This is a genomic window from Candidatus Parakkermansia intestinigallinarum (assembly GCF_944389695.1).
GTDB classification, from domain to species: domain Bacteria; phylum Verrucomicrobiota; class Verrucomicrobiia; order Verrucomicrobiales; family Akkermansiaceae; genus Akkermansia; species Akkermansia intestinigallinarum.
In genome coordinates this window covers 14,742-38,604 of the sequence record NZ_CALXNG010000011.1, presented here as the reverse complement: position 1 = coordinate 38,604, position 23,863 = coordinate 14,742, and the positions used below count along the sequence as shown (strand labels likewise).

Sequence of the window (23,863 nt, the reverse complement as noted above, 5' to 3'; positions counted from 1 at the left end):
GCAGCGCTGTCTCGACCGACAGAACCCGCTGTAACTCAAGGCGCATAGGGGGCTGCCGCGAGCTCGCCCGGCGGAGCCTGTGAAGAGGCGATGTGCGGTCGGAGACTCGGCCGCGCATCGCCTCGGCTATAGCCGCGAAGCCCGACGAGCGGGCAGCATTCTCATCCTCCGCCGTTGCCGCCTCCCTTCCCCCGCCGATTCAACCGTCCCGTCGAAAAATCAGCATAACAGGAAGTCGAAATGACTTGACGGCGCCCATTTGCCCTGCTAGTATGATACGGTCTTGTCGGCTTTGCCGATAAACTACACATCGTCGAATTTTGCAATCATCAACCACTATTTCACCATGCTCATCGCCCTTATTTCCGACATCCACGACCATGAGATGCACCTGATCGAAGCCCTCCGCGAAGCAGATAAGTGCGGTTGCCGACACCTGCTCTGCATGGGTGATCTGAGCGGACTGAATACCCTGCGCCTGCTGCGCGACATATGGCCGCACCCCATTGACCTCGTCTTCGGCAACAATGAGGACGACCGCAAGTCGCACCTCAGCCTCGCCTCGGGCATGCGCGACCTGCACCACCACGGCACCGAAGGCGATCTGAGCCTCGGCGGGCGGCGCATCTTCATCACCCACCACATGGAGGACGCCGCGCGCGCCGTCGAAAAGCAGCTCTACGATGCCGTCTTCTTCGGGCACACACACGTGCAGGAGCAACTGATGATTCGTCGAACACTCGTCGCCAACCCCGGTGAAATCTGCGGCAACCGATGCCCGGCCGGATTCGCCGTCTACAACACCGACACCAACGAAGTGGCCATGCGGCGGCTCTGAAGCCGCCGTCAAGCCCGCCGCCAAACTCGCCGTCGAGTCCCGTCGCCCATCCGCCAAGCCCCGCCTCCCTTCGCTCCCCGCTTTCCGCCGTGGATTACCTCGTTGTCAGACTCAGCGAACTGCCGAGCCGCCTCGCGGATCCGGCTCTGCTCAGTGCTGACGAACGCCGCGAAGCTGAGCGCCGAGGCGAGCCCTACCTCTTGGTGCGCAGCCTGCTGCGCCGAGAGTTAGGGCGGCGTCTGGGGCAGCCCCCCGCGCAGCTGAGGCTGCGCCGCAATGAACACGGCAAGCCCGAGCTCGACGCAGCTCCCGGCGAAGACATTCCCCTGCACTTCAACATCAGCCACAGCGGCGAATTGCTGTGTCTGGCTTTTGCCCACAGCCCCATCGGCGTTGATATCGAGAAACACCGCGCACGGCCCTTTGACAAATTGGCGAAGCGCTTCATGGGCGAAGCGCAACTCGAAGCCTTCCGCGCCCGAGGTTGCCCCGCTGATTTGTTTTTCGACTGCTGGTGCACCATGGAGGCTCTCATCAAGCGCGACGGCCTGAGCCTCTGGCAGGCACGCCGCTACCCCTTCACCTGCGAGCAGGGGCGCATCCGCCTGTTGCAGGGCGAGCCGCCTCGCTGCCTGAGACTCTTCACCCCGGCACCGGGCTACAGCGGCGCCGTCGCCTGCGACGACAGCTGAACCGCACGCCCTTCCCTCGGGCAAGAGCCGCACGCCTGCCATGCCACGCCCGCTCCAGCCCCGCCCGGACTCTCTCCTGCCCCGCCCGGACGACACGCTCGGCTCGGAGAAGAAGCTGCGCCGGAGAAATCTTGACATCAGACATCTTTCTGCTAGGATAGGGGCAAGCAAAACCTTATACTACCATGGCCACCATCCGCCCCTTTGCCGCCCTGCGTCCCCCGAAACACTGCGTCGAACAAGTCTCCTGCCTTCCCTACGACGTCATGAACCACGATGAAGCCTGCGCCATGGCGGCCGGCAATCCCTCCTCCTTCCTGCACATCTGCCGCGCGGACATCGACACGAGCGACGAGGCCATTCACGACGACGTCACCTATGAGAAGAGCCGCGAGAATCTCGCCGACTTCATCCGCCGCGGCTTTCTGGTGCGCGACGCGACGCCCTGCTACTACATCTATCGCCAAATCATGTGGGGACGCGTGCAAACCGGCATCGTCGGCTGCGCCTCCGTCGATGAATACCGAGACAACACCATCCTGAAGCACGAGCTCACCCGCAAGGAGAAGGAGCTGGACCGCATCCGCCACTTCGACGCCTGCTCCGCGCAGACGGAGCCCGTCTTCCTCGCCTACCGCAAGCACGAGGGCATCGCCGCCGAGATCCGCGAGTGGATCAAGTTTCACAAACCCGAATACGACTTCACAAGCAGCGACGGCGTCACGCACCTGCTCTGGCCCGTCGATGCTCCCGCCGTCATCGAGTCGATCCGCCGAGGCTTTGAAGAAGTGCCCCACCTCTACATCGCCGACGGCCACCACCGCACGGCCTCGAGTGCCGCCGTCTCGGATCTGCGCCGCCGCCAACACCCCGACTACAGCGGAGCGGAAGAGTTCAACTATCTCATGGCCGTCACCTTCTGTGATGAAGACCTCTTCATCATGGACTACAATCGCATCGTCGCCGATCTCAACGGCCTCAGCCCCGAAGCCTTCCTCGCGAAGGTCGGCGAGACCTTCACCGTGGAGCCCGCCGCACCCGGCGCACCGCACGCGCCGCACACCAAGCACGAGTTCGGCATGTGCCTCGGCGGCAAGTGGTACGTGTTGAGAGCTAAAGCCGGCAGCTACGACGAAGGGCACCCCATTGAAAGTCTCGACTGCGCGATTCTGCAGCGCAACCTGCTCGCTCCCATCTTGGGCATTGACGACCCGCGCACCAGCCCGCGCATCGACTTCGTCGGCGGCATCCGAGGACTCGGCGAGCTTGAGGCACGCTGCGGCAAGGGCGTCGCCTTCTCCCTCTGCCCGGTCACCATGGCCGACCTCTTCCGCGTGGCTGACAGCGGAGCCATCATGCCGCCCAAGTCGACGTGGTTTGAACCGAAGCTGCGCTCCGGCCTCTTCGTGCACGAAATTGAACGCTGAGTCCTTCGTCTTTCACCCCCCACCATTCGTTTTTTCACCATGAAAATCCTCATTCCGACCAAGCTCGACAAAGCCGCTGCCGGCACCCTCGCCGCCGCCGGTTACGACGTCGTACAAAACGACAACGACCCGATTGAAGCCCTCGTAGCGGCCAACCCGGACGCCGACGGCCTCATCGTCCGCTCCGAAAAAGTCACCAAAGACATCATCGACGCGCTGCCCCGGCTCAAATGCGTCATCCGCGCCGGCGCCGGCTACGACAACATCGACTACGTCTACGCCCGCAGCAAAAACATCGACGTGATGAATACCCCGGGCGCCAACTCCAACGCCGTCGCCGAAGAAGTCATCGCCATGATTCTGGCCGCCTACCGCTACATCGTCCCCGGCGATGTCACCACGCGCGCCGGCGAGTGGAACAAGAAAAAGTACATGGGCCACGAGCTTACCCGCAAGACGGTCGGCATTCTCGGTCTGGGCAACATCGGCCGCATGCTGGTGAAGCGCCTCCAAGGCTTCGAGTGCACGGTGCTGGGCTACGATCACTTCCTGTCGCGCCAGCGAGCCATCAACATCGGGGCCACACCCGCCGAGCTCGATGAAATCTTCTCGACGGCCGACATCATCTCGATCCACGTACCCGGCGGCCCCTCCACGCGCGGCATGATCAACGCCGAGCTCATCGGCAAGATGAAGGACGGCGCCATGCTCATCAACTGCGCCCGCTACGGCGTCATTGACGAAGACGCCCTGCGCGCCGCCAAAAAAGCCGGCAAAAACATCATCTACTGCACCGACGTGCACCCGAAGGATGCCGCAGCCCAGCAGCCCAGCGCCGATATCGCCGATCTCATGCTGCCGCACCTCGGCGCCAACACCAAGGAAGCCAACAAGATGGCCGCCATGCGCGCCGCCTCGCAGATGGACGCCTACTTCAGCAAGGGCGATACCTCATGCGTCGTCAACGCCGAAAAGCCCTCCGACCTCAATCCGGCTCACCTGCAGCTCGCCGCCATGCTGGGCAAGCTCGCCTACCGAGCCGGCGGCAGCAAGCCCATTCGCCGCATTGAGTGCACCTTCTACAACAACCTGCGAGCCTACCGCAAGTGGTTCACGCCGTGGATTCTCGAGGGAGCCGTTCCCGGGGCGGAGCACGGGCTGATGCCCGCTGCGGCCGAGGCCTCGCTGCGCGAACACGGCATCGTCTTTGTCGCCCGCGAGCCCCTCGACGACAAGCTCTACGATGACGCCCTCACGCTCGATCTCTTCATGGAGGCAGACGGCGAGCAGCACAAGTCGAGCGTTCGCGGCATGCTCGTGGACGGCCAGCCGGTCATCTCGCGCCTCGGCGTCTTCGACCACCTCTATGCCGCCCTCTCCGGCAACACCCTAGTGCTGCGCTACAAAGATCGCCCCGGCGTCATCGCCGTGATCGGTCAGGCTCTCTCGCAGGCCGGCATCAACATCGACAACATCATCGCGCCCCGAGATCCCGCTTCCGGCGACGCCCTCGCCGTCATCAAAACCAACCTCCCCGTCAGCGAGGAGCAGGCTCTCGCCATCGCACAGGCCATTGAGGCGTCTCAGTACATTGCCCTGAGCATGTGAGGCTCCCTCCCGCTCTCGGCACGGCAGACACCCGAAAAAGCAATCGACAGGCACCGAACAACGGATGCGCAACCCGCCGCCGACTCCGCGTCAGCGGCGGGTTTTGTCATATTCCCTGCCCCGAAGCCAAAAAGCGAGCCACAGCCCCGTCTCGGGACTGTGGCTCGGCATGATAAACCTCTCGGCATCATCATCCTCTCGGCGCGACAAGCATCGCCGGAAGGCTCGCTCTCTCTGTCGGCGCTCGCGCTATCAGGCCTTATAGCTCTCCACCAAGGTCTTGGTGCGCTCGCGCACACGCGCGATGCGAGACTTCAGCTCCGCCTTATAGGCCTCCTTGTCGGGCATCGGGCGGCGCGCCACGCCGGAAATCACCGCCGCCTCCGCAATCGCGGGGCAGAGGTACTCGATCATGCGCGGATCAAAGGGCTTGGGAATCACGTAGTCACTGCCGAAGGTAAGCGGTTGACCGGCGTTGGCCGCCACCACCTCGGCGGGCACCTCCTCGCGAGCCAGATCCGCCAGAGCGCGAGCCGCAGCAATCTTCATCGCCTCGTTGATGCAGGTCGCCTGCATATCGAGAGCCGCGCGGAAAATGTACGGGAAGCAACTCACGTTATTCACCTGATTCGGCCAGTCGCTGCGGCCGGAGCCCATAATGCAGTCGGGGCGTGCGGCCTTGGCATCCTCGTACGTAATCTCGGGATCGGGATTCGCGCAGGCGAAAATAATCGGATGGAGAGCCATACTCTTCACCATCTCGGGCTTCAGCAAGCCCTTCTTCGAAAGCCCGAGGAAGATATCCGCCCCCTGCAACGCCACCTCGAGCGTGCAATCCTCACTCTGAGCGAAAATCGCCTTCGTCGGGTGCAAATCCAAACGCCCGGTATGAATCAGGCCCTTGGAGTCAAACATAAAAATATTCTCGCGGCGCACGCCGAGAGCCATGTAAAACTTCGCGCAGGCAATACCCGCCGCACCGGCGCCGCACACCACGCACTTCATATCCTGCAACAGGCGCCCCGTCAGGTGAGCCGCATTCAGCAGAGCCGCACCGGAAATCACCGCCGTACCGTGCTGGTCGTCGTGAAAAACGGGAATATTCATTTCCTCGCGCAAACGCTGCTCCACGATGAAGCACTCCGGAGCCTTGATATCCTCCAGATTGATCGCACCGAAGGTCGGCTCCATCGTCTTGATCACCTCGATCAGCGTCTCGGGCTTCTTGATATCAAGCTCGATATCAAAAACATCGACATCTGCATAAACCTTAAAGAGCAGACCCTTGCCCTCCATCACCGGCTTGGCGGCCTGAGCCCCGATATTGCCGAGGCCGAGCACGGCCGTACCGTTGCTGATCACGCCGACCAAATTACTCTTGCCCGTGTACTTCGACGCCAGCGTCGCATCGCGCGCAATCTCAAGACATGGCTCCGCCACGCCCGGAGAATAGGCCAGAGTCAGGTCATCAATCGTAAAACAGGACTTGCAGGGGAGCACCTCCAACTTACCGGGTCGGGGTTGCTCGTGATATGTCAGGGCATTATCAGCCAGATCGTTGCTCATGAAACTCGCGTATGGTTTGAGGGAACATTATATCGCCTTTTTCCCGATTGGCAAGTCAAGTTTTTCACAAGGGACACATCTTCTTGCCCGTCAATGAGCTGTACAGCAAAAAACTTCCGCTGCCGCCGCAGCCGTAACCATCGGCCCAAAGCGAAGCCCCGACGAAAAAAACGCCCCCAACCCGCAATTCAGCCTTGCCAGACCCGCCTCATCCTCTATCATGTCGCGCCATGACAACCGGTAACAAGGCATCATTCTCCTCCGGCATCCTCCTCATCGTGCTCTTCTCCTGCACGGCCTGCTACCTCGCAGACTTCAGCTGGATCAAGCAACTTCGCTTCAGCCCGCTCATCGTCGGCATCATCGTCGGCATGCTCTTCGCCAACACCCTGCGGCGACAAGTACCCGCCGAATGGAACCCCGGCATCAGCTTCTGCTCCAAACAAATCCTGCGCACCGGCATCGTCCTCAACTCCTTCAATCTCATCCCCGCCGAAGGCCTGAAAGTCATCGAGCAGATCGACACCTTCCTGCTCACCATGGCCATGACGGCCCTCGGCGTTGAAACCGGCTTCGACAAGTTCATGAAGGCCGGGCCCAAGCCCTTCCTGCTTGCCCTCATCCTCTTCGTCCGGCTCGTCTTCGGCGGCTACTGGCTCGTCAAAGGCAGCTGTGCGCTGCTGAGCTGACGGCGCAGAGCCCGGCCGCATCCGCATGCCGAGCTGCGTCAGTGCTCGGCGGTGTTAGCGCCCGGCGGCGTCAGTGCCTGGCTGCGTTAGCGCCCGGCTGCGTCAGTGCTCGGTTGCGTCAGTTGCGCCCGGCTGCCTCGGCCGCATCGGCTGCCCTCCGGCTGAGTCGCACTGCCATTTTTCCGTCCGCCACCGCCGCGAAAGCAGCGGTGGCGTTTTGCCGGATGGGCCTACAACTCAATCTTGATGCCGAACGCCGACGCCAGCGCGTCGAGCTCCGACGGCGCCGCAAGACCATCCGGAGACGCAGCGGCCAAAGCCTCCTCCGGCGCACTCATCAGCTGCTCCGGCCGCAGCGAACGCAGCGTGAAAAGCAGCGACGGATCCTCGTCAATCAAAACACCGGCAGCATAAATCGCCGCCGCCGCATGCGGACAGGGCTCCACCCAGTCGGGGCAGCTGCAGCGCATGCGCCAATCCTCCGGGCCGGGCAACAGCCCGGTCTCCGGGTCGCAAAGCCGCTCCAGCAGCGGAGCATCGAGCTTGCCCTCCAGCAGCGAAACGCAAGACGCGATGTGCCCGCAACACGCCGCACGCAGCGCCTCCAAACGCTCGCCATCGAGAGGCGCCAAGCGCAACTCCACCTCATAAAGCACATCCGCACTCACCAGAGCCTCCATGCGCCCCTCGGCAATACGCAAATCGAGCACGCAACCGTGGCGCAGCAAACGGCGCCCGGGCGCCAAACAAAGCCCTCCCTCCTCGCCATCGGCCAGCCGACGCATCCAAGCGCTCCCCCAGAAGTGGTCGGCGAGACGGCGCCCCTTCCCGACAACGGGATGAAGCTCACGCCCCTCCTCGCGCAGCTCGCGCAAACGCTGCGAAGCCAGACGCGCCAAATCAGCCGTCCTCAGACGCGGCGCACCATCATCCGAATCGCAACAACACATCGCCGAACACCCGAAAAGAGATATAAAAAAACAAAAGCCGTGAAAAGAAAAGGTGCGGGAGGGGCGCTCCCGCACCGAAAAAACTCCCCTCACCGCCTCATCAGCGGCAAGAGAACGCGCCGCATAGCGCACTTACTTCGTCACACTCTTGAAATACTCAAGCGTCGTCTTGAGCCCCTCCTCGAGCGAGAACTGCGGCTTCCAGCCGGCAGCCATGAGCTTATCGGCGCAGGCGCGGGAATGCTTGACATCGCCGGGACGCTCCGGCAGGTGCACAATCTTCGACGACGAACCCGCCGCCTCAATGATAATCTCCGCGAGCTTGTTGATCGTCATCTGACCACCGTAGCCCACATTGTTCACCCCGGTCACCTCGGGATGCTCAGCGACGTAAGTCAGAGCGCCGACAATATCCTTAACGTAGATGAAATCGCGCGTCTGCTCACCGTCGCCGAAGACCGTAATATCCTCGCCCTTGATCGCCTTCTCCATGAAAATCGGCACGGCGGCGGCATAGGCACCCTTGGGATCCTGACGCGGGCCAAACACATTGAAGAAGCGGCAGCAGCCCGTGTTAACCTGCCCCGTCGTGCGGAACATCTCCATGTAATACTCACCGTCAAGCTTCGTAATACCGTAGGGGCTCTTCGGCTCGGGGTACATCGTCTCGACCTTCGGCACCACGGGATTATCGCCGTAAATAGCCGCGGACGAAGCCAGCACAACCTTCTTGACACCCGCCTTGGAAGCCTCCTCGAGCACCGTCAGCAGACCATTGACATTGAGATCAATGCACTCGCGAATCTTCGTCATCGACTCGGGCACCGAGACCAGAGCCGCCATATGGAAAATGTAATCAATACCCTCAACCGCCTTAGCGACAAGCTCGCGATCCGTAATAGACCCCTCCATGAAGGTCACGTTGAGACCGTCGAGGTTTTTCTTGTAGCCGGTACGAAGGTTATCGAGCACGCGGATCTCCTCTGCGATACCCTGATAATGCTCTGCGATATGCGAACCGATGAAACCGGCGCCGCCGGTAATGAGAATCTTCATGTTGTGAGAGTGGGGGATGTTAACGCCGAGAGTATAGCCCCGAACGCACTTTTTGGCAAGGAAAAAGCCTGAGCTGCGGCAACGCAACTTTCAGGCGGCGGACGGTCAGCTCGTCTTTTGCCTCTCTGAGCGTTGACTTTCGGCCGCATCCTGGTATCCTGGAGAGCGTGATGGACGACGCATCCTTTCTACACGAGGGGTTTTACGATTTGCTGCTGACGGAGGCTCGGAAGGCAGCGCTGGAACGGTTGGATACAAGCCGGTGGCGGGCAGTTTATGATAGCGCGCCGGAGGGGGAGGGTCTGCTGCTCGCGCTCTCATCTCACCTCAGTGTGGAGATTCTCAACTTTCTTCGCGCTCGCTGCGGGGATGTGCCGCCGGATCGTTGGCTGCCGCAGCTGCGTGCGGTGCTCTGCGATGAGTCGTTTCGCTCGATGCTGCACGGGCTGCTTTTGCCGGCGCCGATCGAGAGCAAGGACGGCGCTCAGGGGAAGGGCGAGCCGAAGGCGAAGCGTCTGATGGCGATTCGCCGACGCGGCCTGAGGCTCGCTAAGGAGGAGAGTTTTGAGAGTCTCAAAGCTCTGCTGCCGACAACACCGCTGGGGGGCTCGGCTCTTCTGACGGGGGCTGAGGGTTCGCCTTCTCTGCTCGCCGAGCTGACACGCGAGCTGAGGAGCTGCGACCGCGCGGATTGGCTGGTGTCGTTTATCCGCCTTTCGGGTCTGTCGGCGCTGATGCCGACGCTGGAGAATTTTACGGCGACGCCGGCGCCGGACGGCGGGCCTCGCCTGCGGGTGGCGACGACGACGTACATCGGCGCGACGGACTCAAAAGCAATCGAACGGCTCTGCGAGCTGCCGAATACCGAGGTACGGATCTGCTATGATACGAGTGCGACGCGCATGCACGCGAAGAGTTATATTTTTCACCGTGCAACGGGATTCGGTTCGGCCTATGTGGGCTCGTCGAATGTGTCGAAGTACGCGCTCGATCAGGGCTTGGAATGGAATGTGAAGATCAGCCAGCGGGAGCTGCGGCATCTGTGGGAGGCGGTGACGGCGTCTTTCGAATCGCACTGGGAGGATAGGCGCCATTTTCGCTCGTTCGATGTATCGCAGCTGTCGCAGTTGCGCGCTGCGCTGGAGAGGGAGAAGCACCCGCACGAGGCCGGGGCGGCCGGGGCGGCGGCGGACAATGCTCCGGTTTCGGTTTTTTACGATTTGCAGCCGCGCACGCATCAGCTGGAGGCTCTGGAGGCGATTGCGCGTGAGCGACGGGCCGGTATCAATCGTCACTTGATTGTGGCGGCAACGGGGACGGGCAAGACGATGGTGGCAGCGTTTGATTTCGCGCGCTTCCGCCGCGAACACCGCGGGGCCCGCCTGCTTTTTCTGGCGCACCGGGTGGAGATTCTCCGCCAGGCGCTGGTGAGTTTTCGGCAGGTGCTGCGCGACGGTGATTTCGGTGTTCCGGTGGACGGCACGCACCCACCGAAGCCCGGAGATGAAAGCCGGAGCTGGTTCTGCACGGTGGATAGTCTGAATGTCCGTCTGGAGGGGATGAGTCCTCGGGCCTTCGATTACGTGGTGATTGATGAGGCTCACCACAGCGCGGCATCGAGTTATCTCAAGTCGCTCGAGTGGCTTGAGCCGCTCTGCTTGTTGGGGTTGACGGCGACGCCCGAGCGCATGGACGGCGTGAATATCTTGCCGCTTTTCGGCGGGCGTTTCACGCATGAGTTGCGCTTGGCGGATGCCATTGGCGCGGGGCTCTTGAGCCCATTCATCTACTTCGGTCTTGCGGATGAGCCCGAGCTGGATTTCTCGCGGCTGGATTGGCGCGCGGGCAGATATGACACGAAGGAGCTGGGGGCTTTGCTGGAGCACAATGAACAGCGCGCCGGCTGGGTGCTGGCTCAGCTGGATCGCCGCGTGGAGAATTTGCGCGGCATGCGGGCTCTCGGGTTCTGCGTGACGGTGCGCCATGCGGAGTTTATGGCGGATTTCTGCAATCGCCGCGGGCTGCCGGCTCTTGCTCTGACGGGCAAAAGCGATGGTGAGCTGCGGCGGCAGGCGCGCCGCATGCTGGAGAGCTGTGAGGTGAATGTGATTTTTACGGTTGATCTCTTCAACGAGGGTGTTGACCTGCCCTTCGTGGATACGCTGCTGTTTTTGCGACCGACGGAGAGTCTGACGGTGTTTCTTCAGCAGCTGGGGCGCGGGCTGCGCGTCGACCGCGATAAGGCGCATCTGACGGTTTTTGATTTCATCGCAGCGCAGCACGGTTCGTTCAACTATGCGCGCCGCTTCGAGGCGCTTTGCTGCCGCCCCTGCGGTCTCAAGCGTATGGAGGGGCAGCTCAAATCAGGCTTTACGGACTTGCCGACGGGCTGCATGGTGTCGCTGGAGGAGACGGCGATGGAGAGTGTTTTGGCGAATGTCCGCGCGCATCTGAAGCGCCTGAGTTCGCGAAGCGGTATTTGTGCGGAGCTTCATAAGGAGAGGCAGAGACGTGGCGGAGCCGTTTTGCCGCTGGGGGATATGATGGAGTTGCTGGGCTGCGACAGCCCGGATGATATTTATGCGCGTGGGCTCCCCTGCATCCTTCAGGGCCGGCCGGAGGAGGAGCTGCTCGAGGCCGCGGAGGAGGAGAAGGATGTGGCCGTGCTTTATGAAACGCCGCTGGCGAAGGGGATGCGCCGTCTGCTGCTTCAGACGGACGCTGAGCTGCTGCGCGAGGCGGCTCAGGGGCTGCAGACCTCCGAGCTGCCCGCAGGTAGCGACGGGACGTCGCCGGCAAGTTTGTTTTATTCGGTGCTCTGGAGTCAGGATATGGCGGCACAATACGGTCTGGAAAAGCTGCATGCTGCCTGCTGTGACTCGCCGGGGCTGAAGCGCGATCTTCAGGAGTTGGCGAGCTGGCGCCTGCGCCACGGGGCGCATCCGGCGGGAGAGTTCGTTGAGGGGATGGGGGCGCTTCGCCTGCATGCGGCCTACACGCGCGAGCAGGTGATGCTGGCGCTCGGGGTGTCGCGTTTCGAGAGTCGGACGCTCTTTCAGGAGGGGGTGTACTTCCTGAAGGAGCGCAACATTTATCTTTTCCTGGCGGATATTGAGAAGGATGAGCGCTTGTTCTCGCCGACGACGATGTACGAGGACTACGCCATCAGCGAGACGCTCTTTCACTGGCAGAGTCAGTCAAAGACGGCGGATAAGAGCCCGACAGGGCAGAATTTCATTCACCACGAGGAGAGGGGGATTCGCCCGATGCTGTTTCTGCGGCGCTGCCGCCGCAATGCGCAGGGGCTGACCGAGCCTTACGTCTTTTTGGGACCGCTGCACTACGTGAGTCACGAAGGCAGCCGGCCGATGAGCATTCGCTGGCGTCTGGAGAGGCCGATGCCGGCGGAGGTGCTGCGGTGGGCGCAGCGCGTGCTCATCTGAGGGGGACGAGCCTGAGGGGACGAGCTCACGACGAGGGCTGAGGGGACGAGCGCACGACGGGGGCGGCTGAGGGGCAGATCGGCTTCCGAGGGAGCCCGTCGGCCGCCTTCGCGCGACGCCGCCTCGGTCTGAGGGCCGAGGTCAGCGGGTCTCGGTCGGCGAACCTTAGTCTGTAAACCTCGGTCTGCGGGCCTTATCGGTAGGGCTGCGGCTGCTGCGGCTCTGTCTGCCGGGTTGAGCTCAGTCCGTGGAGATGCCGTGTCGGCGCAGGAGGGCGCGGGCGTCGTCGCTGCCGTTGGCGGCGGCGCGGCGCAGCCAAAGCAGGCAACGGGATTCTGACTGCGGCACGCCTTCGCCTCTCGCGTAGAGGATGGCCAAGGTGAACTGGGCGCCGGGGTGGTTCTGTTCGGCGGCCTTGAGCATCCAGTCGGCGGCTTCTTTGGGGGAGGCTTTGAGACCCCGTCCTTCAAGGTAGCAAAGGCTCAGGATGTACTGAGATTCGGCATAGCCCTGCTCGGCGGCGGCGCGAAGCAGGCGGACGCCTTCTTCAGGGGAGGCGGGCACGCCGCGACCTTCGAGGTAGCAGGCGGCAAGGGCGTGCTGCGCGTCAGCAAAGCCTTGATCAGCGGCTTTGCGATACCACGCGACGGCCTCTTGCTGCGAGGCGGGGAGTCCGCGGCCTGTTTCGGTGCAGACGCCGAGGTTGTACTGCGCGACGGGGTCGCCCTGCTCGGCGGCTTTGCGGTACCAGAGGACGGCTTGCTCGGCCGAGGCTTCGACGCCCAGGCCTTGGATGTAGCAGTCGCCCATGAGGACTTGGGCCGCGGCAAAGTTTTGGTCGGCGGCTTTGCGGTACCATGCGACGGCTTGTTGCGGGGATGCCGGCTGGCCTTCGCCCGCGAGGTAGTAGCTGCCGATGACGCATTGGGCAACGGGGTTGCCCTGATCAGCGGCTTTGCGGTACCAGAGGAGGGCTTGGTCGAGCGAGGTCTCGACGCCGAGCCCGGCGGCATAGCAATCGCCGAGGGCGCACTGGGCTTCCGCTAGGTTTTGCTCGGCGGCCAAGCGGTAGAGTTCGGCGGCTTTCTCGGGCGAGGCGGGCACGCCGCGGCCTTCGGCATAGCAGCGGGCCAGTGAGAACCGGGACTGGGCATCGCCCTGCTCCGCCGCCCGGGCAAACCATTTCGCGGCTTCTTCCGGCGAGGCGGGCACCCCGCGGCCGGCCTCGCAGCAGACGCCCATGTTGTACTGGGCCTCGACGACGTTTTGTTCGGCGGCCAGGCGGTACCAACGTGCGGCTTCTTCGTCCGACTGCGGGAGGCCGCCGCTGCCTTCCGCGTAGAGGGCTCCGAGGTTGTACTGGGCCATGCGCTGGCCCTGTTCGGCGGCTCGGCGCAGCCATTGGGCGGCTTCTTCGAGCGATGCTTCCACGCCGCCCTGCCCCATTGCATAGCAGACGGCCAGGTTGTACTGGCTGACGGGGTCACCCTGCTCGGCGGCGGCGCGGAGTTCGTCGGCGTCGAGGGTCACGACGATGCGCGTGGGGCTATCCTCCTCTTCTTCGGCCAAGAGGGGGGTGCAGACGGCACTGAGAATCAGCAGGGCGTGGGCGGACGGGCGAATCAGTTTCATGGCGAAGGGGTGGAGGAGCTTGTTGTTGATTCTGCCAGAGACGGCCGAGATGTCAAGCGCATTAGTGACGCGGGAGCTGAACGAGTGAGGCAGGCGCGGTGCGGTCATGCACGGAATCGCTGCGGGCTTCACTTTCTGCTGGGCAAAGTTAGCCGGCTGTGATTAAATAAACTCAGCCATGAGTATCGGAGACGGACGCGACGGCAGGGTGCGAGCCGGGATGGTGAAGGGTCAGCTCGGCGGCAAGTTGGCGGGCAAGAGTTTGCCCGCGCAAATCGTATCCATCGCTTTCTGGCCGCTGATGGAGAATACGCTGAGTTTCATCTGCTCGATTACGTCGCTCTTTTTGGCTACGCACCTCGGCACGCCCGAGGAGATGACCAAGCAGATTGCCGCCGGCATGGGCGTGGTGAGCCAGATTATGCTTCTGGGCTTTTTGATGCAGGGGGCGGTGGGCATGGGGGCGACGGCCATCGTGAGCCGCATGACGGGAGCGCGTCGCTTCGGCAGTGCCAATTATACGACGAATCAGGCGGCGGTGCTGGGTTTTCTCGCGGGCTTGCTTTCGTCGCTGCTGATGTTCGCAACGGCGGATTTTTTCATCAAGGATGTGGTGTTGCTGCGCGATTATGCGGCGGAGGTGGCTCTGACGTACATGCACATTGCCTGCTGGGTGGCCGTGCTTTCGGGCGTTGTGTTTGCCGTCAATGCAGCTATGCGCGGCGCGGGCGATACGCGTACGCCTTTCATCATCATGCTGCTGGTCGACGGGTTGAATATTCTCTTCAGCCTCGTTTTTGTGTATGTCTTTGATCTGGGCATCGCGGGTTTGGCTTACGGCCTGCTCGGGGGTATGGGGGTGGCTGTCACGGTGCTTCTCTCGATTCTGGTGCGGCGCACGCTGCGCATCCATCGGGCCATGCGCGCAGCCGCCGAGGGGGCAAGCCCTGCCGAGGGGGCGAGCCCTGCCGAGGGGGCAAGCCCTGCCGAGGGGGCGGATTTGGATGCGTTTTGTGAGCGCAAGGGCAGCAGCTATGTGCCGCCGCTCTATCTGAATCGCCGTTCGCTGCGCCCGGACTTCGGCGAGATGTGGCGCATTGTGTCCATCGGGCTTCCGCAGGCGCTCGAGGTGGGCGGCATCTGGTGCATTCAAATCTACGTTCTGCGCGTGATTGCCGGGCTGGGTGATGCGGCGATCGGGGCGCACAATATTGCGGTGCGCATTGAGTCCATGAGCTTTCTGCCGGGCTTTGCCATCGGTCTGGCCGGGGCGACGCTGGTGGGGCAGTATTTGGGGACGGGCAGTGCGCGGCTCGCGCTCGAGACGGTGAAGCGCTGCGCGCGCTACGCGGTGATGTTCATGGGGCTGATGGGTCTTCTCTTTTTCTTTTTCCCGGAGATGTTCGTGAGTATTCTGGCCTCGAATTCGCGCGAGCTGGTTGAGGCGGCGACGCCGGTGATCCGCTTTTTCCTGATTGCCGAGCCGATTTTCGCCGCCATGATGGTCATTAAGATGAGTCTGCGAGGGGCGGGCGACACGCGCCGGGTGATGTTTGTTTCGTACGGCTGTCTGGGCTTCTTCCGCCTCGTGGTGCTGGTGCTCTGGAATCACTTCTGGCCGGAGAGTATCACGCTGCTGGGCATCTGGGTGCTCTTCACGCTCGATATGCTCGCGGAGTTCGTCATTCTGCGCCGCATGCTCAACGGGCTCAAGTGGGCGCGCCGCAAGGTGTGAAGTCCTTTGCGGAAGCGTTCGGCGCAGGGCCGAGGCCCCGGCCTCGGCCGCCTCTGCGGTGACGGTGGCGCGCGTCGCCCGGCCCTGCTCCGAACGCGGCTCCGTCGATGCATGCCGAACGCAGCTCCGTCGGCACATGCCGAATGCGGCTCCGCTCCGAACGCGGCTCCGGCTGAACGCGGCTCCGGCTGAGCGCGGCTCCGCCTCCGATGTCAAGGGAGGAGCCGCCGCAGGCAGGCGACTTAGGGAGCCGCCTGCGGCGACGGCCTTGTTGAGCTTTCATCGAGTTCGGGCTGCTCCGCTTCCTGCTTCGGAGCTGTTTCTCCTCCGAGGATGGCGTCGATGCGCTCGGCTAGGCCCTCAACGAGTTTGGTTGCGCCGTAGACGGTCAGGTGGCCGGCTCCGTCGTAAATCAGGTAGTGACGATCAGGCGTGATGGGCTCAAATACGCCGTCGGGCATCAGGACGGGCACCGGATCCAGCAGGATGCACAGCCCTTCCGACTCGAGACGTCGGAGAGCCTCGCAAATGGCGCCGTTGCGTTCTTCGTAGGCGCCTGCATCGCTCGACAAGTCTATATCGCTGTACGGGTCCGATGCAAAGATGGATCGTCGGCTGATGACCGAATCGATTCGCAGCGACGAGTCGAAGCTTGCTTCAGGCTGAGGCATGATAAAAATGAGCGTTTTACCGCTCTGTTTAACTTGGCGGCAGAATTCCCGCAGGCAGGCGACGGTGGTCTCGAAGGGCTCGTCCTTCTTTCTGCTGTTTTCATTAGCGAATCGGATATGCCACCTCTGGTTGACCACGACGTATTGCAGCTCAGGATGCCGCGAGAGCCACTTCATCAGTGCTGCCGTACCCGCATCACCGAGGGCAGGAGGCCGGGTGTTGACGCCTCCGATGAAGGGTTGAAGGTAGATGGGCATGTAGAGACCCGACCAATGCCGCGCTCTCCCGACGAGGTCCAGCCCCGGGAAGACGGAGTGAGCATAGCTGTCCCCCAAGAGGATGAAGTTCGGTGTTCGGCTGCGGTCTCCGACGGACAAGAAGCCTCGAGCCGTTGCCGCGCCTTGGCTGAGGAATCGCGTTCTGTCAAAGTCGCGGTGCGGCTGCAAAACGTCGGGGAAGTCGTCTATGGTCGGGCTGCGCTCGGCTTCCTGCCATGCTCGATATTCGTTGTTGTCGTAGAGGGGGAAGGCGTCTGCTTCGGGATGCAGCATTCCTCTCAAGCCTTGGGTTTTGTTGATGGTGAATGTCAGTCCTAGCAGTGCGCCCCAGCAGACGAGAGTGGTTGAGATCGCGAAACGGCGTTTCTCGACGCAGCGGTACATCGCGTAGCTCAGCACCATAATCAGAATGGTGACGGCGATGAACTCCCACGAGCGAAAGTCTCGCACGGCGATGTAGCGCCAGAGGGCCAGAACGGGCCAATGGACGAGGTAGAGAGAGAAGGATATGCTGCCGATCCCCATCAGGACGCGGTTTCGGAAGAAGCGGTCCAGCGGGGTTCCGTCGCCGCAGCGAATGATGAGCATCGCCCCGAACACCACGGCAGGCGGGGTACCCAAGCTGACGCAGGGCAGGAAGGAGGGGACGATAATCAGCCCAAGGCCTACTAGCAAGATGAGGCTGCGCGCCGTGCGCGAGTTGCTTGTCGGCAGCAACGGGACAAAGGCTCCGGCAAGCACTTCCCATAGGCGTGCGGCCGTCATGTAATACACGGTGCCCAGTCTCCCTCCGTCACGGATGAGCGAGGGAAAATTTTCCGCGACCGTTGCCGGCAGGGCCTGCTGAAAACTAATCAACAACGAGATAAGAGTCAATGTACCGAGGGTGGCGAGCCGAAGGCTACGGCTTGAGAATCGGGCCAGAAGCCAACACAGAACAGGCGCGGCTATCAGGAGCTGGATGAGAACGGACAAGTACCAGGTGTGCAGAAAAAGACTTTCTCGCAAAGAGGGTGAGAAGTAGTCGAAGGTGTGGCGAGCGTAGAGGACATTGCTCACGCCGCATTCGACCCAGAGGCCGACAAGGCTGTTGGTACACAGGTCCGCAGCCGGCATAACGACGGCGGCGGCCAGCAGAACGGCCAGCGTCATCGCAATGAGCATGGGCATGATGCGCAACAACTTGCCCTTGTAGTAGTCCGCCCACGAGAACCGCCCTGCGTCCATTTTCTCGAGCATCGGCGCGAAGAGGAAGTAGCCGGAGATGACGAAAAAGACATCGACGCCGTAGTAGCCGTTCGGGCAGTAGCGCTCGATAAGGTGGTAGAGAAAGACGAGCAGGATGGCAACGCCGCGCAGGGCGTTGACGTGGGTCAGAAAGGGTTTCTTTTCCATGAGTGCGGCGAGGAGAGGCAAATGAACAGGGAGTACGGAAACGTTTCAGAGACGAGGCAGCTTGCGACCGGGCTAAGCGAGGCACTCAAAGCGGGTTGACGGACATCTTGGGCAGTTCGGACAGCTCGTGGCGGCTGAGGGCGGCGAGGTAGCGGTCGGCGTAGTCGAGCGATGAGGCGATGACTTGGTGCATGTCGAGGTAGCGGTAGCAGCCGAGGCGGCCGATGAAGGAGATACGCTCGGTTTGGTCGACGAGTTTCAGGTAGTCGGCCAGTTTCCGCATGTCGCCGGCAAAGCGCTTGGGATAGTAGCCGTCGTCGCCGCGCGCGGCTTCTCTGCTGTATTCGTAGACGACGACGGAGTGTTCGTGCTGCTCCCAAGGCGAGAAGAATTTGTGTTCGTGGCCGCGGGTGAAGGTTTCGCTCATGTCGGTGTAGTTGAGGCAGCCGCAGCCTTGCAGGGTGCCGCGCCCGCGTTCGTAGCGAAAATCGAGGGTGCGGTAGCCGAGTTCGCCGGCGGCGTAGTCGAAGTAGGCGTCGATGGGGCCCGAGTAGAAGGTGTGGGCAAACTCGGCTTCCATGGCTTTGTCGAAGGGGGTTGCGGTTTTTACTTCGATGAGTTCGTGTTCGAGCATGCGCTGGACGAAGAGGGTGTAGCCGCCGACGGGGAAGCCTTGGTAGAGGTCGTTGTAGTAGTTTTCGCCGTAGTGGAAGCGGATGGGGATGCGTTTGATGATGTCGGCGGGCATTTCGCGGGGGCTGACGCCCCACTGCTTGGTGCTGTAGTCGCGGAAGAAGGTTTCGTAGATGTCGCGCCCGACGAAGCGAAGCAGTTGCTCTTCGGCGTTGGCCGGGTTGGTGATGCTTTTGTCTTGCTTGCTTTCGATGAAGCTGCGGGCTTGGGAGGGCGTGAGCCGAGTGCCGTAGAGCTGGTTGATGGTGTGCAGGTTGATGGGCAGGGAGAAGACGCCGCGGGCGTTGGTGGCCATGATGGTGTTGACCCATGAGACCCACGGCACGAAGCGCTGCACGAAGGTCCAGACTCGTTCGCTGTTGGTGTGGAAGATGTGGGGGCCGTAGCGATGGACGTCGACCCCTGTTTCTTCGTCGCGGGAGCTGTAGCAGAGGCCGGCTACATGGTCGCGGCGGTCGATGACGAGGGAGGGGACTCCGGCTTCCGCCAGCCGGCGGGCCAGGACGCTGCCGGCGAGGCCGGCGCCGATGATGAGGACGCGTTTCATGAACGATGGAGGGGGGCGTGCCGCGTGCGAGATCCGTCTCTCGAGGCGGCCTTTTGCCCGTGGTCGGGCAACGTTGGCTCCGGCGATGCTCGGGAGGGGGGAGCAGGCGATGCTCGGGAGGAAGGGGCGGAGCAGGCAGGGCTCAGTGATCACCTCTCGGCGAATCACATGAGGCGGCCGAGGCTCGCGCCAGTTCGATGTACTCCTGCGCGTGAGCGGCGTTGGCGGCTTCGGCGGAGGGGTCGAGCTGGCGGACGACTTTGGCGGGTGAGCCGAGCACGAGGCTGTGCGGCGGGATGTGTGTGTTTTTGGTGACGAGGGCGTGGGCGCCGACGACGGATCCGTGGCCGATGACGGCGCCGTCGAGCACGATGGCTCCCATGCCGATGAGGCAGCGGTCTTCGACGGTGCAGGCGTGCAGGGTGACGCTGTGGCCGATGGTGACTTCGGCTCCGATGCGACAGGGTTGGTCGCGTTCGACGTGGATGCAACTCAGATCCTGCACGTTGCTGCCGGGGCCTATGTCGATGGGGGCGATGTCTGCCCGCAGGACGGCTCCGTACCAGACGGAGCTGCCTTCGGCGAGGCGGACGGAGCCGATGAGGTCGGCGGAGGGGGCGACGAAGGCGGCTGGTTCGATTTCGGGTTGCTGCTGACGGAAGCGATGCACGGGCATGGCATGAGTATAGCCTGATGCGCTTCGGCGGTCAAGTGCGGGGCGCTCTGTGGCATAACCGCCACATGGGCTGTGGCGTCTTCTTCACGGTCGAAGGCGTGCACGCTTGCGTTTTTCGTGATAAAAGGGAGGCGCTATGAGTGAAATGTACATGGCTCTTTTGGGCATTCTGCTGTTGTTGGCGGTTTTTGACTTGATTGTAGGCGTATCGAATGATGCGGCGAACTTTCTCAATTCGGGGGTGGGGTGCCGCGTGGCGAAACGCAGCACGCTGCTGACCGTGGCGGCGGTGGGTATTGTTCTGGGTTCGAGTTTTTCGGGCGGGATGATGGAGATTGCCCGCAACGGTGTTTTCATTCCGGCGGAGTTTTCCTTCCACGAGGTGATGATTCTCTTCTTGGCGGTGATGCTCACGGATGTGATTCTGCTCGATCTCTTCAATACCTTCGGCATGCCGACGTCGACGACGGTGTCGCTGGTCTTTGAGTTGCTGGGGGCGGCTCTGGCAACGGCTCTTTTCGTGATGAGCCGGGATGAGGCGGCGGCGCAGTCGCTGGGCGCTTACATCAATTCGGGCAAGGCGCTGGGTATTATTTCGGGTATTTTCTGTTCGGTGGTGGTGGCTTTTTCCTGCGGTGTGGTGGTGATGTGGTTTTCCCGCCTGCTCTTCAGTTTCCGCTACCGGGCGGCTTACCGCTACATCGGGTCGCTCTGGAGTGCGCTGGCGCTGACGGCTATCACCTATTTCGCCGTTTTCAAGGGGCTCAAGAGCAGCACGGTCATCAGCAAGGAGACGCTCGCGCTGCTGGAAGCGCACCTTGCCGTGGCGACTTCGCTTTCCTTCGGCTTCTGGTTGGTGTTGTGCGCGGTGTTGCAGTATGTTTTCCGCGCGAATACGCTCAAGTTGACGGTGTTCGCGGGTACTTGCGCGCTGGCGCTGGCGTTTGCGGGCAATGATTTGGTGAACTTCATCGGTGTGTTCATGGCGGCGGAGTCGAGTTACCACATTGCGTCCGAGTATGTGGCGCAGGGGGGTGATTTGGCCTCGCTGAAGATGGGGGCGCTCGCGGAGCCGGTGCATGCCAATTTGTTTTATCTGCTCGGTGCGGGTCTGATTATGGTCGGTGCGCTCTTTTTCTCGAAGAAGGCTCGCACGGTGACGGAGACGGAGGTGAAGCTCGCCGGCCACAACAGCGGCAAGGAGCGCTTCGGCTCTTGCCTGCCGGCTCGCCTCGCCGTGCGCTACGCCATCAGGGCTTCGCGCTTTATCTGCCGGGTGACGCCGGCTCCGGTCGCGCGTTTTGTCGGTGAGCGTTTTCGCCCGCTGGATGAGGATGAGTCGGGAGCGGCTTTCGATTTGGTGCGCGCTTCGGTGAATCTGACGGTGTCGGCGCTGCTGATTTCTCTGGCCACGTCGCTGAAGTTGCCGCTTTCGACGACTTATGTGACCTTTATGGTGGCGATGGGTTCTTCGCTGGCGGATCGGGCCTGGGGGCGCGACAGCGCGGTCTACCGCATCACGGGTGTTTTCACGGTGATCGGCGGTTGGTTCATGACGGGTATCGGCGCCTGCACGGCGGCCTTCATCACGGCGAGTGTGATGATGTACGGCGGGATATGGGGTGTGGCTTTGATGATGGGTATCGCGGGTTTTGTGCTGGTGAAGTCGTCGATTCTGCACGGTCGCCGCAGCGATGAGACGGTGCAGGTTCTCGATCTGAGCCGTCAGGATACGCTGCGCGAAATCGGCGAGACGTCCGCGAATCGCCTCGGCCGCGAACTGGGCATTTACAAGGCGACGGTGCGCGCTCTGCTTCAGGAGGACCGCGAGGCGCTCAAGCGCCTGCGCCGCAAGGCTCGCGAGATTAACCGGGCGGTGGCGGCCGAGAAGGAGAACATGGTGCTGCCGAGTTTGCAGGGGCTGAGTGCCGATCTGGCGCCGCAGGGGCAGATTCTCTTCCGCATCCATGAGAGCAGTATTGCGATTGCCGAGAGTCTCCTCTCGATTGTCAAGGCGAGTTACAAGCATATCGACAACAACCACGTGGGGCTCAATGAGGCTCAGGCTGCCGATCTGCTGGAGATGGGGCGGCGCCTCGACGGGCTTTTCCCCGACCTCTGCCGCATGCTCCAAGAGAGCCGCTTTGATAATCTCGACCGCCTGATCCGGCAGGGGGATGACCTGAGCGCCGAGTTCGCGGAGTTCATCACGCGCCACCTAGTGCGGGCCAGCGATGATGAGACGCATACGCGCACGGCTATTCTTTATCTCAATTTGCTCAACGAGACGCGCGTGATGCTGCGCAAGTCGTTCACGCTTCTGAAGGAGCAGCGCGAACTCTTCGAGTCGTGACCGCCCGTTCGGTCCTGCCTCGCAGCTTTCACCCGCGCCCTCTTGCACGGGGCGCGGGGCACCTCTTCCGGGGCGGCTGTTGCAGGCCGCTCCCAGCCTGATGCTTCCGGGTCCGGCGGGCGGCTTGTCTGCCCGCCGGTTGGCAGCAGCGGCAGGAGGCGGGGAAAAGCGTGTCGCGGCGGCGCGGGGCGGGCTGTGCGGAGCGGGTTGTGCGTTTCGGCGGCAAGTTCGCCGCAGGGTGTGCGCGGGCTTGCATTGCTCCGGCCTTCTGCTATCATCTCTTTGTTTACCGACCATGATTTCTTGGAACGTTGCTCTCGGTCTGATCGTCATCGCGTTCATTCTGCCCTTCATCTTTCTGCGCTCGCAGCTGGAGAGTATGAGGCGGCACGCGCGCAACAATCACGCCGAGCTTGATCATCTTCGCCACCTGCTGCAGGATTTGGAGCTGCATGTGGCCAAGGATAAGTCGCTCTTTCTCGAGGCGCTCGGGGTGCCTTTTCTGCTGCTGCGCCGCTCCGGGCGTCTGGTGATGGCGAATCGCGCGGCGGGCGATTTGCTCGATATTGATGAGACCCGCAATATCAACCTGCTGCATGTGCTGACGCACGAGGGTGTTCTCCGGCTGATCCGCGAAGCGACGGAGGCGGATCGCCCGACTTTCTCTTCCGTGCAGATGGAGCTGCACGGCGAGATGCGCTACTACCGCACGCTGGCCACGCCGCTGCCCAATGAGGAGCGCCACGTCGGCCTTGTCTTTCACGATGTGACCGAGGAGCAGCGCACGCAGGTGATTCGGCGCGATTTCGTGGCCAACGCCTCGCACGAGCTGCGCACGCCGCTGACGATTGTGCGCGGCTATCTGGAGACGCTGCTCGAGGAGCCTGCGACGGCGGCCGATGAGAGGATGCGCACGCGGGCGCTGACGGTGATGAAGAAGCATACCGATCGCCTCGTGCGCTTGGTCGAGGATATGCTGACGGTTTCACGCTTGGAGAATTCGCAGTCCTACCTCAAGATGGAGGCCTTCGATCTGAACGAGGCCGTGGAGGAGACGGTGCAGCGCTTGGAGCCGCTCATGGAGTCGCAGCAGGCGGATTTCCGCGCGGAGCTCGATCCCTGCCCGCTGATGATGACGGGGGATAAGTTTTACTGGTCTCAGATTTTGTTTAACCTGATGGAGAACGCGCTCAAGAACAATCCGAAGCCGGGGCTGCGCCTCAGGCTGAGGGCCGCACGGAGTCAGGAGGGCTCTCTTTCGGTGCGGGTGGAGGACAACGGCGTCGGGATTGATGCCGATGCCCTGCCCTACGTTTTCAACCGCTTCTATCGCGCAGACAAGACGGGCAAGATCAAGGGGACGGGGCTCGGGCTCTCGATTGTGAAACACGCGGTGGAGGCTCACGGGGGGACGGTTCGCGCCGAGAGTCGGCCGGGCGAGTTGACGAGTTTTGTGATCGAGCTGCCGGCGACCCCTCCGGCCGCTCGCCCGGATGCCTGAGCGGCGACGCGATGCCTCAGGCCCGCTTCCGCGCCGCGACGGGCGGCAAGAAACCCGGCTCTGCGTCTCCGCGCAGAGCCGGGTTTTCGTGATTTTCGGGAGGGATGGGACG

16 protein-coding genes are annotated in these 23,863 nt (G+C 62.4%); 9 read left to right on the top strand and 7 right to left on the bottom strand.

Translation table 11 applies throughout. From position 1 onward, the window contains the following. The first annotated feature begins 346 nt into the window (after positions 1–346). The 4 genes from AC6UAL_RS04680 (at position 347) to AC6UAL_RS04665 (ending at position 4,565) form a co-directional block, all read left to right on the top strand. Positions 347–838, top strand: coding sequence for a metallophosphoesterase family protein (locus AC6UAL_RS04680; RefSeq protein ID WP_500682206.1), 492 nt, complete (start codon positions 347–349; stop codon positions 836–838). An 89-nt stretch (positions 839–927) separates the two neighbouring features. Next, the gene (locus AC6UAL_RS04675; RefSeq protein WP_500682205.1) at positions 928–1,530 is read left to right on the top strand and encodes a 4'-phosphopantetheinyl transferase family protein; all 603 of its coding nucleotides are present in this window, start codon (positions 928–930) and stop codon (positions 1,528–1,530) included. 185 nt (positions 1,531–1,715) lie between these two features. Next, a complete protein-coding gene (locus AC6UAL_RS04670) occupies positions 1,716–2,957 on the top strand; it encodes a DUF1015 domain-containing protein (RefSeq protein ID WP_500682204.1) in 1,242 nt (413 codons plus the stop codon). A gap of 39 nt (positions 2,958–2,996) precedes the next feature. Beyond that, the gene (locus AC6UAL_RS04665; RefSeq protein ID WP_500682203.1) at positions 2,997–4,565 is read left to right on the top strand and encodes a 3-phosphoglycerate dehydrogenase family protein; all 1,569 of its coding nucleotides are present in this window, start codon (positions 2,997–2,999) and stop codon (positions 4,563–4,565) included. Between the two features lie 252 nt (positions 4,566–4,817). Here the strand turns inward: AC6UAL_RS04665 and AC6UAL_RS04660 are convergent, their stop codons facing one another. Then, complete coding sequence (locus AC6UAL_RS04660; protein WP_500682202.1) at positions 4,818–6,131, bottom strand: malic enzyme-like NAD(P)-binding protein; 1,314 nt, start codon at positions 6,129–6,131, stop codon at positions 4,818–4,820. A gap of 230 nt (positions 6,132–6,361) precedes the next feature. On the opposite strand from AC6UAL_RS04660, the gene AC6UAL_RS04655 reads away from it, so the two are divergent. After that, positions 6,362–6,820 carry a putative sulfate exporter family transporter gene (locus AC6UAL_RS04655; protein WP_500682201.1) on the top strand — a complete coding sequence of 153 codons (459 nt, stop codon included), beginning with the start codon at positions 6,362–6,364 and terminating at the stop codon, positions 6,818–6,820. Positions 6,821–7,050: 230 nt separating this feature from the next. Here the strand turns inward: AC6UAL_RS04655 and AC6UAL_RS04650 are convergent, their stop codons facing one another. Together AC6UAL_RS04650 and AC6UAL_RS04645 are read right to left on the bottom strand one after the other, a co-directional pair. Then, positions 7,051–7,770, bottom strand: coding sequence for an SWIM zinc finger family protein (locus AC6UAL_RS04650; RefSeq protein ID WP_500682200.1), 720 nt, complete (start codon positions 7,768–7,770; stop codon positions 7,051–7,053). A gap of 132 nt (positions 7,771–7,902) precedes the next feature. Continuing rightward, positions 7,903–8,826 (bottom strand): NAD-dependent epimerase/dehydratase family protein, encoded by a 924-nt coding sequence (locus AC6UAL_RS04645; RefSeq protein WP_500682199.1) that lies wholly within the window; start codon positions 8,824–8,826, stop codon positions 7,903–7,905. A gap of 170 nt (positions 8,827–8,996) precedes the next feature. Here AC6UAL_RS04645 and AC6UAL_RS04640 point away from each other — a divergent pair, with 170 nt between their 5' ends. After that, positions 8,997–12,269, top strand: a complete 3,273-nt coding sequence (locus AC6UAL_RS04640; RefSeq protein WP_500682198.1) for a DUF3427 domain-containing protein — start codon at positions 8,997–8,999, stop codon at positions 12,267–12,269. 240 nt (positions 12,270–12,509) lie between these two features. On the opposite strand, the gene AC6UAL_RS04635 is transcribed toward AC6UAL_RS04640, so the two are convergent. Then, positions 12,510–13,901, bottom strand: a complete 1,392-nt coding sequence (locus AC6UAL_RS04635) for a tetratricopeptide repeat protein (protein ID WP_500682197.1) — start codon at positions 13,899–13,901, stop codon at positions 12,510–12,512. A 178-nt stretch (positions 13,902–14,079) separates the two neighbouring features. On the opposite strand from AC6UAL_RS04635, the gene AC6UAL_RS04630 reads away from it, so the two are divergent. Further along, entirely contained in the window at positions 14,080–15,636 is a 1,557-nt protein-coding gene (locus AC6UAL_RS04630; RefSeq protein WP_500682196.1) for an MATE family efflux transporter, read from the top strand. A gap of 242 nt (positions 15,637–15,878) precedes the next feature. Here the strand turns inward: AC6UAL_RS04630 and AC6UAL_RS04625 are convergent, their stop codons facing one another. The 3 genes from AC6UAL_RS04625 to AC6UAL_RS04615 all read right to left on the bottom strand — a co-directional run bounded on the left by AC6UAL_RS04625 (position 15,879) and on the right by AC6UAL_RS04615 (position 19,897). Beyond that, on the bottom strand, positions 15,879–17,981 hold the full coding sequence (locus AC6UAL_RS04625; RefSeq protein ID WP_500682195.1) for an acyltransferase family protein: 2,103 nt from the start codon (positions 17,979–17,981) through the stop codon (positions 15,879–15,881). Between the two features lie 85 nt (positions 17,982–18,066). Beyond that, the gene (locus AC6UAL_RS04620; RefSeq protein WP_500682194.1) at positions 18,067–19,221 is read right to left on the bottom strand and encodes a UDP-galactopyranose/dTDP-fucopyranose mutase family protein; all 1,155 of its coding nucleotides are present in this window, start codon (positions 19,219–19,221) and stop codon (positions 18,067–18,069) included. A gap of 142 nt (positions 19,222–19,363) precedes the next feature. Then, positions 19,364–19,897: a gamma carbonic anhydrase family protein gene (locus AC6UAL_RS04615; RefSeq protein WP_500682193.1), complete on the bottom strand. Its 534-nt coding sequence runs from the start codon at positions 19,895–19,897 to the stop codon at positions 19,364–19,366. A gap of 136 nt (positions 19,898–20,033) precedes the next feature. On the opposite strand from AC6UAL_RS04615, the gene AC6UAL_RS04610 reads away from it, so the two are divergent. After that, the gene (locus AC6UAL_RS04610) at positions 20,034–22,250 is read left to right on the top strand and encodes an inorganic phosphate transporter (RefSeq protein WP_500682192.1); all 2,217 of its coding nucleotides are present in this window, start codon (positions 20,034–20,036) and stop codon (positions 22,248–22,250) included. Positions 22,251–22,545: 295 nt separating this feature from the next. Next, entirely contained in the window at positions 22,546–23,751 is a 1,206-nt protein-coding gene (locus AC6UAL_RS04605) for a sensor histidine kinase (RefSeq protein WP_500682191.1), read from the top strand. Positions 23,752–23,863: the final 112 nt, after the last annotated feature.